7 protein-coding genes are annotated in these 14,656 nt (G+C 37.3%); 6 read left to right on the forward strand and 1 reads right to left on the reverse strand.

Annotated features, from left to right (window positions below; genetic code table 11):
• The first annotated feature begins 3 nt into the window (after positions 1 to 3).
• The 5 genes from panF to ABH960_RS07715 all read left to right on the forward strand — a co-directional run bounded on the left by panF (position 4) and on the right by ABH960_RS07715 (position 6,241).
• On the forward strand, positions 4 to 1,437 hold the full coding sequence (gene panF / locus ABH960_RS07695; RefSeq protein ID WP_002087740.1) for a sodium/pantothenate symporter: 1,434 nt from the start codon (positions 4 to 6) through the stop codon (positions 1,435 to 1,437).
• Between the two features lie 134 nt (positions 1,438 to 1,571).
• Complete coding sequence (locus ABH960_RS07700) at positions 1,572 to 2,504, forward strand: nucleoside hydrolase (RefSeq protein WP_404444067.1); 933 nt, start codon at positions 1,572 to 1,574, stop codon at positions 2,502 to 2,504.
• A 117-nt stretch (positions 2,505 to 2,621) separates the two neighbouring features.
• A complete protein-coding gene (locus tag ABH960_RS07705; protein ID WP_404444070.1) occupies positions 2,622 to 3,731 on the forward strand; it encodes a serine hydrolase in 1,110 nt (369 codons plus the stop codon).
• 101 nt (positions 3,732 to 3,832) lie between these two features.
• Entirely contained in the window at positions 3,833 to 5,341 is a 1,509-nt protein-coding gene (gene argH, locus ABH960_RS07710) for an argininosuccinate lyase (RefSeq protein ID WP_404444073.1), read from the forward strand.
• Positions 5,342 to 5,407: 66 nt separating this feature from the next.
• Positions 5,408 to 6,241 (forward strand): GNAT family N-acetyltransferase, encoded by an 834-nt coding sequence (locus ABH960_RS07715; RefSeq protein WP_404444076.1) that lies wholly within the window; start codon positions 5,408 to 5,410, stop codon positions 6,239 to 6,241.
• Positions 6,242 to 6,276: 35 nt separating this feature from the next.
• On the opposite strand, the gene ABH960_RS07720 is transcribed toward ABH960_RS07715, so the two are convergent.
• Complete coding sequence (locus tag ABH960_RS07720; RefSeq protein ID WP_404444079.1) at positions 6,277 to 7,026, reverse strand: (S)-benzoin forming benzil reductase; 750 nt, start codon at positions 7,024 to 7,026, stop codon at positions 6,277 to 6,279.
• A gap of 117 nt (positions 7,027 to 7,143) precedes the next feature.
• Between ABH960_RS07720 and ABH960_RS07725 the strand changes: the two genes are divergently transcribed.
• Positions 7,144 to 14,616, forward strand: coding sequence for a DUF7507 domain-containing protein (locus tag ABH960_RS07725; RefSeq protein ID WP_404444082.1), 7,473 nt, complete (start codon positions 7,144 to 7,146; stop codon positions 14,614 to 14,616).
• Positions 14,617 to 14,656: the final 40 nt, after the last annotated feature.

The raw sequence follows: 14,656 nt of genomic DNA on the forward strand, positions 1-14,656 counted from the left end.
TAGATGAATTGGTATGTAATAATCCCAATGATAATTTCTTTTATCGTTGTGTTTTTAATTGGTGTATATGCATCAAGACGTGTACAAGCAACCGCTAATAATAAATTTTTACAAGAATATTTTCTTGGTGGGCGTGAACTTGGTGGCTTATTATTAGCTATGACGATGATTGCTACGTACGGTAGTGCAAGTAGCTTTATCGGCGGGCCTGGTATTGCTTACAATATGGGTCTTGGATGGGTGCTGTTATCAGCGATTCAAGTTGTAACAGGATATATCGTTTTAACGGTTATTGGTAAAAAGTTTGCTATTATCGCTAGAAAGATGGAAGCAATTACGCTTATTGATTATTTAAAGGGCAGATACAATAATAAAGCGGTAGTTGTTCTTTCTGCGTTATGTATTATAATCTTTTTGTTCTCAGCAACAGTAGCCCAGTGGGTTGGCGGCGGACGATTAATTGAGTCGCTAACAGGACTTTCCTACACAACGGCACTATTTTTATTTACATTTTCTGTACTTGTGTATGTGTTAATTGGTGGATTTCGTGCAGTCGCTTTATCAGATACGTTATTAGGAATCATTATGTTAGTCGGAACAACAATCATTTTAATTGCTACTGTCATTGCTGGTGGCGGAGTTGAAAAGATTATGCAGGAACTTATTCAAATTAATCCGAATCTAATAACACCGTTCGGAGCGGATGGAAGTTTAACGAAATCATATGTCACATCATTTTGGATTTTAATTGGGATTGGTGTCGTGGGATTACCGCAAATTAGTGTGCGTGCTATGTCTTATAAAAATTCAAAAGCTATGCACCAAGCATTAATCATTGGAACGGTTGTCGTCGGTACAATTATGATTGGTATGCATTTAACAGGTGTGTTTGCAAGAGTAGTCCTTCCAGGCATAACGGTACCAGATAAAGTAATGCCGCTACTCGCGATGGAAGTGTTGCCACCTTGGTTAGCTGGAGTTTTCTTAGCTGCACCAATGGCAGCGATAATGTCTACTGTGAACTCATTATTATTACTTGTAAGTTCGTCAATTATTAAAGATATATATGTGAACTATATAAATAAAGATGCCGCGGATAGTACGATAAAGAAAGGTAGCCTATTGATTACTGGTATCGTAGGATTACTCGTATATGCTGCCGCTATTAAGCCACCAGACTTTTTAATTTGGTTAAATTTATTTTCTTTCGGTGGTTTAGAAGCAGCGTTCATTTGGCCGATTGTGTTAGGTTTATATTGGAAAAAAGGAAATGCAACTGGAGCTCTCGCATCTATTTTAGTTGGAGTAGGTTCCTATATGTTTATTCACCTTTGCTACCCTAATCCATTCGGTATACATACAGTTGTTTTCCCGATTTGCTTTGCATTTATCTCTTATATAATTGGTAGTATGGTTACGATGAAAAAAGTAGCATAAAAATATAGAAAAACGTAGGAACTTCTAATATGAAGTTCCTACGTTTTTTGGTTATACAAAATTTATCTTTTTCATTCTGTATTCCGTCATGTATTCATAAAGTAATAACAATTGATGGGATGGAGTTGAGGTCTATGAAAAAAATATTATTTTTAGGAGACCCAGGAATTGATGACTCTTTAGCAATTATGTATGGATTGTTGCATCCTGATATTGATATCGTTGGAGTCGTAACTGGATATGGGAATGTAACGCAGGAAAAGGCGACGAGTAATGCGGCGTATTTATTGCAAATAGCTGGCAGGGAAGATATACCTGTTATTAATGGTGCTAAAATACCTTTGTCTGGTGATTTTGTGACGTATTATCCAGAAATTCACGGAGCAGATGGCTTAGGACCTATTAAACCCCCAAAAGCTTTTTCACCAAATATAAAACCCTTTTGTGCATTTTTTGATATTCTTGAAAAGTATAAAGGAGAATTAATTATTGTTGATGCTGGTAGGTCAACGACACTAGCGACAGCATTTATTTTAGAAAAACCGATGATGAAGTATGTGAAAGAATATTATATAATGGGCGGTGCGTTCTTAATGCCTGGAAATGTTACACCAGTCGCAGAGGCGAATTTTCATGGTGATCCTATTGCGTCACAATTAGTTATGCAAAATGCAAAAAATGTGACAGTAGTGCCGCTTAACGTTACATCTGAAGCTATTATTACGCCGGAGATGGTAAAGTATATTACGAAACACTCTAAAACAAGTTTTAATAAGTTAATCGAACCGATATTTACGTATTATTATAAAGCTTATAAAAAGTTAAATCCCAAAATAACAGGTAGTCCAGTACATGACGTTGTTACAATGATGGTAGCGGCAAATCCATCTCTTTTAGATTACGTGTATCGCCGTGTTGATGTCGATACAGTTGGAGTTGCAAAAGGAGAAAGTATCGCTGATTTTCGCCCGCAACCTGATGCAAAAGCATTGAAAAATTGGGTGAAAATTGGTTGGTCATTACATTATAAAAAGTTTCTTGAAGATTTCGTGAAAATTATGACGTAGACATAATAGGAACATACAAGTTAAAATAATGGAGATGATTATTTAAATAATCATCTCCATTATTTTGTTTTTAAGAGATAAATAGAGAAGAGTTACACAATGGGAGAGGAATTTTACTTGAAAAAAACTATAGTATGCGCAGTGATTTTGGGTATTTTTGTTTTGCTGATATCGGGTAACTTTTTAGTGAAAAAAGTGTGGAGTTCAAATAATGATGATGCGCAGTACATAGCATCCTTTATTGAAGAACATAAAGATGAAAAGAATAGTGCACTTTTAATAAAAAGAAATGATAAAGTCGTGTATTCTGTAAATCCGGATGTTGTATTGCCAGTTGCTAGTACGATGAAATTAATTGTGGCGCTTGAATATACGAAACAAGTTACAGAGGGGAAAATCGATCCGTCTAGTTTCGTTTCAATTAATGATGTGAATCGTTATTATGTGCCGGGTACAGATGGTGGTGCACAAGATAGATGGCAAAATTATTTGCAAAAAAAAGAAAAGATAACTGAAGGAGCGGTTTCTTTAGAAGAAGTTGCAAAAGGAATGGTTAAGTTCAGTTCAAATGCAAATACTGAATATTTAATGGAAGTGTTAGGGCTAGATAACATTAATCGAAATTTACAAAGCTTATCGCTCCCTGCACACCAACCACTATTTCCGATTGTTTCATCATTATATATTCCAGGATATTTGCATAAAGAATTACATGTTCCAAAATATAAAATAGAGAAAAAGTTAAAAGAAATGTCCCAAGAGCAATATCGAGAGTATGCCATGATTATTCATGAACGCTTAAAAAAGAAGGGACCATTATTACAGAAGGAAATTCCTCTTTATTTAGAGGAACGATACGAAAAAATTTGGTCGGATAGATTGCCTGCTGCTTCGGCAAATGATTATATGGTATTGCTTCAAAAGGCAAATCATAAGGGTGGTCTTACAGAAGCTGAAGAAAAAGTGTGGGCGAATATCGTTGAAACAGATATGAGCGCAAAGAAATATCGTAAAACATTCAGGCATGCTGGACAAAAGAATGGTTATACACCATGGACGGTAACTAAAGCAGTTTATGCAATGGATAAACGCGGAAACTGTACAGAAATTGTTTTCTTAGCAAATAATTTAAATGAAGATGACAGTACTGAAATACGTAAACACTTAGCAAATTTACATTTCCAAGTGTTGCAAAGTGATAAGTATGATGCGACTTTTATTAAATAAACTCGGTGCTATAAGCACCGAGTTTATTTTTACGTACAAGCACTTTTTTGCCATCCCTGGGTATGATGGGTAGTAATACTTAGGTGAGAGGGGAAAAGGTGATGAAACAGAGTAAAGAAGAGTTTATAAAGAGTGAAGGCGCTGATTTCCCTGGGAAAACATATGTGGATTGTGTATTACAGCATGTATTTGATTTTCAACGCAATTATTTATTGAAAGATATGTTTCAAGTGCATAGGGCACATATTATTATGTTAACTGAAGAAAAGTTGATGAAAAGAGAAGAAGCTAAAGTTATACTAACAGCACTTAAAAAGGTAGAGGCAATTCCCAAGGATAGATTATTATATACGGAGCAGCATGAAGATCTTTTTTTCTTAGTTGAACATTTGCTTTCTCAAGAAGCAAAGTGTGAATTTGTAAGTAATATGCATATCGGTAGAAGTAGAAATGATATGGGTGTAACGATGTATCGCATGAGTTTACGGCAATTTGTATTGCGGTTAATGGAACATCATTTATTGCTGCAAGAAAGTATGCTGGAGCTCGCCGGTGAACATATGGAAACAATTATGCCCGCGTATACACATACCCAACCAGCGCAGCCGACAACATTTGGTCATTATGTTTTGGCAATTTACGATACGATGCAACGAGATTTAGAAAGAATGAAAAAAGCGTATCATCTTTTAAATCATTCTCCAATGGGGGCAGCTGCCCTTTCTACAACAAGCTTCCCAATTAAGCGAGAACGAGTGGCACAGTTACTTGGGTTTACAAATGTAATTGAGAACTCATATGATGCTGTTGCTGGAGCGGATTATTTATTAGAAGTTAGCTCGTTACTAATGGTAATTATGACGAATACGAGTAGGTGGATTCATGATTTTTTACTATTAGCGACGAAAGAATATGATGGGATTACTGTAGCGAAGCCATATGTGCAAATAAGTAGTATTATGCCGCAAAAACGAAATCCTGTTTCAATAGAACATGCCCGTGCTATTACGAGTAGTGCTTTAGGGGAAGCATTTACTGTATTTCAAATGATTCATAATACACCATTTGGCGATATTGTCGATACGGAGGATGACTTGCAGCCGTATTTATATAAAGGAATCGAAAAGGCGATTCGTGTTTTTTGTATTATGAACGCAGTTATTCGAACGATGAAAGTAGAAGAGGAAACGTTAAAAAATCGTTCATATAAACACGCGATTACGATTACAGATTTCGCAGATCTTTTAACAAAAAACTATGAAATACCATTTCGGCATGCACATCATGCAGCAAGTACGATTGCGAATATGTCATTGGAGCAGAAAAAGGATTTACATGAATTACATTTCAAAGACATAAATGTATACTTACAAGAAAATTTGAAAGTAAATTTATTAGAAGAAGAATGGAAAGAAATTATATCACCAGAAGCTTTTATTCAAAAAAGAAATGTATATGGTGGACCGAGTAAAAAAGAGATGGAGCGTATGATTAAAAATCGAAAAGAGTCATTTCAAAAAGAAGAAGAGGTATTTGAAAAGGAAAAACAAAGAATTTTACAAGCTGAAAATGATTTGAATACGTTAGCTTCGAATATTATTGAATCGTAAAAGAGGGATTTAATGAATTAATCGCCAATACTTAATGAAACTATAAATAGAGAGAAGAGATTGTCGATGATTCAATTACATGTATATGAAGAGATTCTTAATTTTACAGAAGAGGTTACACCATTTTTAGAGAAGAATGAGCAGGGAAATAATCTCATATTAGGTGTATTACAAGTTGTTCAAGAACCGATATTTATAGGAGTAGCAAAACAAGCGGAAGAAATTGCAGCTGTATTTCTTCAAACAGAAGAAAAGAAACAAATAATTGTTGCTACGTCTGAGATTTCGGCAGTAGCTATTAAGGAACTTGCAAAAGAGTTAACGAAAGTATATCCAAATATTCCTGGATTGATTGGTAATAAAAAAATCGTACAGAAATTAGCGGAAGAGATTGCAGTGTTAGAGAATAAGAAAACTAATGTTGCAATGGAGCAAGGTATATATGAATTAAAACAAGTAAAGAAAAAGTGGAACGGAGATGGAATCTTTCGAGAAGTAAGTAGTGATGAGCTAACATTAATAGAGCAGTGGATATATCAATTTTGCGAAGATGTGAAGCTTCCTACTACGAAAGAAGAAGCGAAACAAACTGCTCATACATTAATTACTAATCATCGTCTATTTGGTTTAGAAGTAGACGGGAAGATTGTTTCTGTAGCTGCAAAAACGAGACCGACTACAAACAATATAACAGTTAATTTCGTATATACACCGAAAGAAGCTCGGAAAAAAGGGTACGCATCTAGTTGTGTCGCTGCACTTAGTCAACGTATGTTAGATGAAGGCTACAAAACAACTACATTATATACGGACCTGGCAAATCCAACATCAAATAAAATTTATCAAGAGATTGGTTATGAGAAGATGATGGAGTCTGTACTCATATTTTTAGAGAAATAGAATGAAAAGGCACGCTATTATAGCGTGCCTCTTTGTTATTCATCAATTCGAATTACTTCACCCTGCGGGAAATTCTCAGTTTCTAGTAAGTTACGAATAGCTTTCGCAACATATTTAGGTGACAGTAGCTTTCCTTCTTCTTTTAATGCGGTGAATCGATCTAAGTTAATAAAGTCTTCCTTATTTGTTTCACGAATTTGTGCTTGCATATTTGTATCAACAACACCAGGTGCGAAAGCGACAGTTTTTACAGGATATTCTTTCTCCGCTTCTTCAGTAGCTACGCACTGTGTAAACATATTTACACCGGCTTTCGTTGTACAATAAGCTCCCCATCCGAAATAAGGATTTTTTCCTGCTCCAGATGAAATATTTATAATGCGTTTTTCTACTTTCCAGTCTTTCGTATGTTTCATGAAAGTGGAAGTAAGGATCATCGGTGCGATTAAATTAATATGAACGTTCGTAATGAATTGTTCACTTTCTGACTTTTCAATAGGTTTCATTGGTGCAAGTGTTCCTGCATTATTAATTAAATGAATCGATGAGACATTGTCTTTTTGAATAGATGAAAAGACTTCGTTAAAATGAGTTTCTAAATTATGTACATCTTGAAGATCTATGGAATGGAAAATACAATTGCTGTTATATTGTTCTGCGAGTTTAGTAAGCTCTTTATTTTCTCTTCTAGAAATAGAGATGATACTCGTGTTTTCTTCTAACAATTGCGTGGCAATTGCCTCGCCTAAACCTTGTGAAGTTCCTGTTACGATAACGTAGCGCATAGTGTAATAAACTCCTCTCCATATATGTGGAATTTTGTTGGACAACGTACGTTGCATAGTTTGTCTACATTTTATAGTATAGAGCACTTTTTACTATAAATGAAATGAGATGATTGTGTGCCTTTTATGAATCGCTTTACGACAACTGTAACTGGTGCCGTCACGTTCACTGGGAACACGTTGGGACTAAGTCCTACATCACCTGCACCAAACAATAACTTCGGTACGATTGATGTGTTTACAACGATAAATACATCGCTTCAAGTACCTGGATTCCCGGTAGGAACAACGAATGACTGGCCATTAAATTCTTCAAGTGCAATTTTGAACCTTCCAGCAGGGAGTAGTGTTTTATACGCAGAACTAGTATGGGCCGGCACATACCGGACCGATACAGAGGATGTTACAGCATTTTTAAATGATAATATTTCATTTACAACACCAGCAGGAACATTTTCTGTTGCACCAGATCCTGCCACTGCGCAGCAAGGTTCAGTTGGGAACCAGTTTTATTATGTTCGCTCTGCTAATGTAACGAATCTTGTTAATACAGGGGGAGCGGGAACATATACAACGGGTGCTGTACCGGCTACAAGAACTTCTGCTGATCCAACAGTCAGTCGTTCAGCTGGTTGGACGCTTGAGGTAGTTTATCAAAATGCAAGTTTACCTCTTAGGAATTTGTCAGTGTATGCAGGTCAAGAAATTATCGATGCTTCATCGCCACCAGTTGATGCTACTATTTCAGGTTTTGCAACGCCATCTACAGGTGCTGTTACAGGGAGAGTACTTGTAACAGCTCAAGAAGGAGATTCTAACATTGTTGGAGATCAACTTCGCTTTGGACCGAATGCGAATGCTACAGTTGCTTTATTCGGACCGAGAAATCCCGCAAATAATTTCTTTCAGTCACAAATTTGTAATGATAGTGGGAATTTAGATACAACTGGCACCTTTGGAAATTTGAATCAGCCGTTAGGGATAGCTTTAGCCGTCCGAAGACAAGGGTGGGATATTACGAATGTAGATGCTTCGTCATCCTTAGTAAATAATCAAACGTCAGCGACTGTTCGCTTCGTTACAAATGGAGATGGATATGCTGCAGCTGGTTTTGGTGTTCAAATTGATGCGACAGGGCCAATTATAAATCCCGTTAAATCTGTTGATAAAACCGTTGCAGCAGTAGGTGATATTCTCACTTATACGATTACTGTTCCGAATACAGGGACAGGAAGTGCAGAAAACGTTGTATTACAAGACAGTATTCCGAATGGAACGACGTTTATAGCAGGCAGTGTTACAGTAGGTGGAGTAACTCAGCCGAGCGCCAATCCAGCTAGTGGAATTAATTTAGGAACGATACCGAATAATGCTCAAAGAGTTGTTACATTTCAAGTGAGAGTTACGTCATTCCCAAGTCCAAATCCAATTTCAAATCGTGCAATGGTGTCATACCAATTCCGTCCTTTTGTTGGAAGTCCTCCTATCACAAGTACAGCTTCTTCAAATACAGTACAGACGACGGTAAATCGCGCAAATGTAAGTTTGCAAAAATCTGTAGATTTACAGACGGCAACACTTAATGATGTATTAACGTACACAGTTAATGTGACGAATAATGGGAATGTCGCTGCAAATAATGTGATTTTTGTTGATAGTATACCTGCTGGAACAACGTTTGTAACAAATAGTGTTACGGTAAATGGAGTAGCTCGACCAGGAGCGAATCCAGCAAGTAGTATTAATCTTGGAAGTATTAATGCTTCGCAAACGACTGTAGTACGCTTTCAAGTTCGAGTGACATCTAATCCTCTTGTAAATCCAATTCCGAACCGTGCAAGTGCAACGTTTAACTTTATTCCGGTTCCTGGTCAACAACCGGTTTCAGGCCAAGCGACAAGTAATACAGTATTTACTACAATAAATATAGCCGATATAAGAACGAGAAAAACAGTAGATAGAGCTTTTGCGACAATTAATGACGTTCTTACGTATACCGTTACAATTGAAAATACAGGAAATGTACTGGCGACGAACGTTATTTTTCAAGATCCAATCCCAATTGGAACGACTTTTATACCAAATAGTGTAACTGTTGATGGAGTTTCGCAACCTGGGGCAAATCCAGCGACTGGGTTTACGGTAGCGAATATATCTCCAGGTGGAAGTAGAACGGTGACTTTTCAAGTACGAGTTACATCTACCCCATCAGGAGGAACGATTGCGAATCGCGGTAATGTATCTGCTAATTTCGTCGTTATTCCGAATCAACCGCCAGTAACGATTAATAGGCAAACGAATACCGTTGTAACACAAGTTAATACAGGTGGTTTAAATGTAATAAAAGAAGTGAATACAACGCAAGCAGCAGTAGGGGATACTTTAACGTATACGATTGCCGTTCAAAATACAGGAAACGTTCCGCTAACAAATGTATTTTTCCAAGACCCTATTCCTTCTGCTGTTTCATTTGTTGCAAATTCTGTAACAATTAATGGAGTACCGCAAAGTGGATTGAATCCGAATCCAGGATTTTCTCTTCCAAATATTCCTGCGGCTCAAACGGTTGTAGTCACATTTGACGTATTAATTGTACAGGATCCAGAAAATGAAGATATTTTAAATCAAGCAAATGTAACAGCAAGTTTTCAAGTGAATCCGAGTGAACCACCAGTAACAATTAATGTTCCTAGTAACATTGTTAACACAACTGTACAATCGGGGAATTTTGAAGTTGTGAAAGCAGTCAATACGGATGTTGCAACGGTAGGGGATGTTTTAGTATATACAATCGAAATCATAAATGCAGGTAGTGTACCAGCGACAAATGTATTTTTCCAAGATTCAATTCCGCAAGGGACATTATTTATTGAAAACAGTGTATTAGTTAATGGTGTTTTACAAGAAGGAGCAGATCCAGAACTTGGATTCCCACTAAATAATTTGCCTACTGGCACAAGTGTAATTGTTTCGTTTGAAGTATTAATTGATGAAATTCCCCAAGGAAATAATGTCGTAAATAATGCGAATGTAACTGGAGATTTCCTTGTAAATCCAACAGAGCCACCAATTACTGTAACAGTACCAAGTAATACTGTTATGACAGTTGTGAATTCTTCAGGGCTAAATGTAATGAAGAGCGTAAGTGCTAGTGAAGCCGGTGTAGGAGATACGTTAACGTATACAGTTCGTATACAAAATAGTGGAACAGTAGCAGCGACAAATGTATCATTCCTTGATCCGATTCCACCTGGAACAACGTTTGTTGCGAATAGTGTAACAATAAACGGGATATCTCAACCTGGTTTAGATCCGACAACTGGATTTCCGCTTGCTAATATTCCGGTAGGTACGATGGTAACAGTTACTTTCCAAGTGTTAATTACAAGTGTACCATCAAATAGAGTTCTTCCGAATAATGCGAATGTCACTGCTGATTTCCAAGTAAGTCCTCTCCAGCCACCAATTACAATTGTAACGATTAGTAATATTGTTGTGACGCGAGTGAATGTAGGATCACTTAATGTAATGAAGAGTGTAAATACACCACAAGCAGGTATAGGAGATACGTTAACGTATACGATTCTTATTCAAAATACAGGAACTGTTCCTACAACAAATATCATTTTTCAAGATCCAATCCCAACTGGAGCTACATTTGTAGCGAATAGTGTAACGATAAATGGAGTTGTTCAGCAAGGCGCGAATCCTATGACAGGTTTTCCAGTACCAAATATTCCAGTCGGGCAAACCGCTACAATTACGTTTCAAGTTACAGTGACGAGTGTTCCAAGTGGAGGGAATATAAGAAATCAATCGAACGTTACTGCAAGCTTCCTTATAAATCCGGCAGGACCTCCTATAACGACTGTTACGAATAGTAATTTTGTAGTGACACAGGTAAATACGGCACAGTTAAATATACAAAAATCTTCATCTGTACAACAAGCAGCACTTGGAGAGACTTACACGTATTCTGTTGTCATTCGAAATAATGGCACAGTACTAGCGACGAATGTTTCTTTCATTGATCCGATTGCAACAGAAACAACATTTGTCGCAAATAGTTTAACGATAAATGGAACGCCTCAACCTGGCTTTGACCCAAATGTTGGTTTCCCGCTCCCTAATATCGCAGCGGGAACATCATTGACAGTAACGTTCCAAGTTACGGTAGTTGCACCGTCTACACGTGGAGCAGTATTAAACACAGCATCTGCTACAGCCACTTTTTTATTAAATCCTTTACAACCGCCTGTAACAACGACAAATTCAAGTAATACGACAGTAGTTACAATACCGTTACCTCCTCCTGGTGAAGTAACAGCAACAAAAACTGTAAATGTTGCTGCTGGAGCTGTTGGAGATGTATTAACGTATACCGTTCTAATAACGAATGTAGGAATTATACCTGTTACAGATGTACTCTTCCAAGATGTCATTCCAGAAGGAACAACATTTGTAGCAAATAGTGTAACGATAGGTGGAATACAGCAACTTGGTTTAAATCCTGAAATAGGATTTACAGTTACTCCGTCATTAAATGCTGGTGGAAGTATTACGGTAACATTCCAAGTGACGATTACAGAAATTCCAGATAATGAAGTCATATTAAACGATGCTGACGTTACATTTACTTCACAACCAAATCCGCAGGAACCACCGATTACGCAAACGATATTAACAAATTTAGTCGTTACGACGATTAATATAGCGTCTATTTTCCCATTAAAACTAGTAGATAAAGAGGCAGCAACGGTTGGAGAAATATTAACTTACGATGTACTAATTTTTAACTTTGGAACAGTGCCGGCAACAAATGTTCAATTTCTTGATTCTAGTACGAGTGGTGTAGCATTTGTTCCAGGAAGTGTGAGTATAAACGGAATACCAGAGCCTGGATTAGATCCGTTCATAGGCTTTACAGTTCCAGATATACCTGTAGGTGATTTTGTACTTGTCACATACCAAGAGATGGTAACGAGCATACCTCAAGGTGGAACAGTTGTTAACTTTGTGGATGTTACGGCTACATTTGCTGTAAGTGAAACAGAGCCGCCTATTACTGAAACAACGACAAGTAACACGACATTAACGAAAATAAATGAATCTGGTTTGAATGCTTTAAAATCAGTAAGTCAGCCGGTTGTTGCAGTAGGAGATACAATCACATATACAACAGTAGTTCAAAATACAGGAACAGTGACAGCGACGAATGTTCAATATAGTGATGTATTACCTTCCTCTATAACATTCATACCGAACAGTGTAACGATAGACGGTGTGTTACAACCTGGATTCAATCCTAATAATGGATTCCCGCTTCCAGATATAAATCCAGGTGAAAGTGTAAAAGTAACCTTCCAAGTAACCGTCGTCAGTGTGCCATCAAACGGAACGATTGCCAATACGGCAAATGTGACTGGAAGCTTTATATTAGTACCAGGAGAACCACCAGTTATAGTAAACCAACCAAGCAATACAACACTCACAACTGTAAATAGAGGACGATTTAATGTTATAAAACAGGTGAACAGGGCTGCGACTCTCGTTGGCGATGTATTAACGTATACAGTGCAAATAACGAATACGGGAACAGTAACAGCTAACAATGTTCAGTTTATTGATACGATTTCAGCAGGAGCGTCATTTGTCCCAAATAGTGTAACGGTAAATGGAACTCCGCAACCTGGTTTAAATCCGATTACTGGGTTTGGAATTGGCGATATACTTGTTGGCAATACGACTATAGTGACGTTCCAAGCGACAGTGACAAATATTCCATCTTCAGGAACGATAACGAATGTTGCAAATATAACAGGAAGTTTTACTTTAGTACCAGGAGAACCACCAGTTGTAGTAACAGAGCCGAGTAATACGACAATAACAAGGGTAAATAGAGGGCGATTCAATGTTATAAAAACTGTCAACAAACAGGCGACACGATTAGGAGATACGTTAACGTATAGTGTGCAAGTTACAAATACAGGAACGGTAACAGCGACAAATGTGCAATTTATTGACGTTCCATCACCTAGTTTAGAATTCGTTCCAGGGAGTGTACAGATAAATGGGATTCCGCAAGTAGGTTTAGATCCTTTTGTAGGCTTTTCATTACCGGATCTCCCAGTAGGAGATAGTGTACTCATAACGTTTGAAGTAACTGTAATCTCAATCCCGCCTTCTAATAGCATTATGAATTCGGCGAGTGTAACGGGTAGTTTTGAACTTATTCCAGGAGAACCACCGTTTACAATTACGAGTTCGAGTAATACGACAGTAACTCCAGTAAATAGAGGCAGTTTAGATATGCTAAAAGAAGTAGATCGTCCAATTGTTGGAGTAGGAGAAACGGTAACGTATACTGTTCGTATATTAAATACTGGTACGGCTGATGCGATGAATGTTCAATTTATAGACGTGTTATCTCAGGAAGCTGATTTTGTCCCAAATAGTGTAACGATAAATGGAATACCACAGCCGGGGTTAAATCCACAGATTGGATTTACGATACCAGATATCCCAGTCGGTGAAACGGTGATTGTAACATATGAAGCTACGATTACAAGTTTTCCTGATGGTGGTACGGTAGTGAACGTTGCTGGGGCATTAGCAGAGTATATTTTAGTACCAGGAGAGCCACCAGTTACAGTGATGGACACAAGTAATACAGTTATTGTAACGGTAAATACTGCAATTTTATTTGTTGCAAAAGGAGCGGATTTTGAAGTAGCAATGGTAGGAGATGTTGTCACTTACGGAATTGCTGTTATAAATGATAGTACAGTTCCTGTGACGAATATTATTTTAACAGACATCATTGACCCAAATACGTTATTTATAAATGGCACGGTAACAGTAAATGATGTACCTTTTCCATTTGCCAATCCGAATACTGGTATCCCTTTAGGTAATTTTCAGCCAAATGATGCAGCGATTATTAATTTCCAAGTTGTAATAACAGGAGGGCAAATAAATAATTTAGTTACAAATACAGCTACAGCGAATGGGCTTGCAACTGTAAATCCTAATGAGCCGCCAGTAGTAGTTGAAGGCGATAGTAATACAGTTGTTATCCCTTTTATTCCTCAAAATGTTTCAACAACAGTCGTAAAAACGGCAGATCTTCAATCAGCAACGATAGGCGATGTTATTACGTTTACGACAGTTATTACGAATACGGGGGATACAGCGATACAAAATATTCGTTTTCAAGATATGTTAGATAGTAGTTTTCGATTTGTTCCTGGAAGTGTAACTGTTGATAATACGCCAGTGCCAAATGTAAGCCCAGTATTAGGGTTTCTTATAGGAAGTTTAAATCCAGGTGAAGCACGGACAGTTTCGTTCCAAGTAACAGTTCAGAGTGCACCAAGCGGTTCAGGAAATTATATTAATCAAGCGAGTATTCGCTTCGAACATCAAGTAGGCACAGTATTGCCACCTGTTACACAAATAATAGATAGTAACATAGTTGTCATTCCATTTGTTCCAACGATAGAACAAATTTGTGAAATAAACTTTAATTGTTTAGACAAAATTCCATTTCACTGTTCCCCGTGTAATCAGTTGCGAATAAATAAAAAATAAACACAAAAAGAGCATCCTGAAAGAATAGGATGCTCTTTTT

The organism is Bacillus sp. RC252 (assembly GCF_044909215.1).
In the GTDB taxonomy this organism is placed as follows: domain Bacteria; phylum Bacillota; class Bacilli; order Bacillales; family Bacillaceae_G; genus Bacillus_A; species Bacillus_A mycoides.

Excerpts from the sequence above, each read along its gene's own strand:
- panF (WP_002087740.1), top strand. The coding sequence starts at position 4 with ATGAATTGGTATGTAATAATCCCAATGATAATTTCTTTTATCGTTGTG.
- ABH960_RS07700 (WP_404444067.1), top strand. The coding sequence starts at position 1,572 with ATGAAAAAAATATTATTTTTAGGAGACCCAGGAATTGATGACTCTTTA.
- argH (WP_404444073.1), top strand. The coding sequence starts at position 3,833 with ATGAAACAGAGTAAAGAAGAGTTTATAAAGAGTGAAGGCGCTGATTTC.
- ABH960_RS07715 (WP_404444076.1), top strand. The coding sequence starts at position 5,408 with ATGATTCAATTACATGTATATGAAGAGATTCTTAATTTTACAGAAGAG.
- ABH960_RS07720 (WP_404444079.1), bottom strand. The coding sequence starts at position 7,026 with ATGCGCTACGTTATCGTAACAGGAACTTCACAAGGTTTAGGCGAGGCA.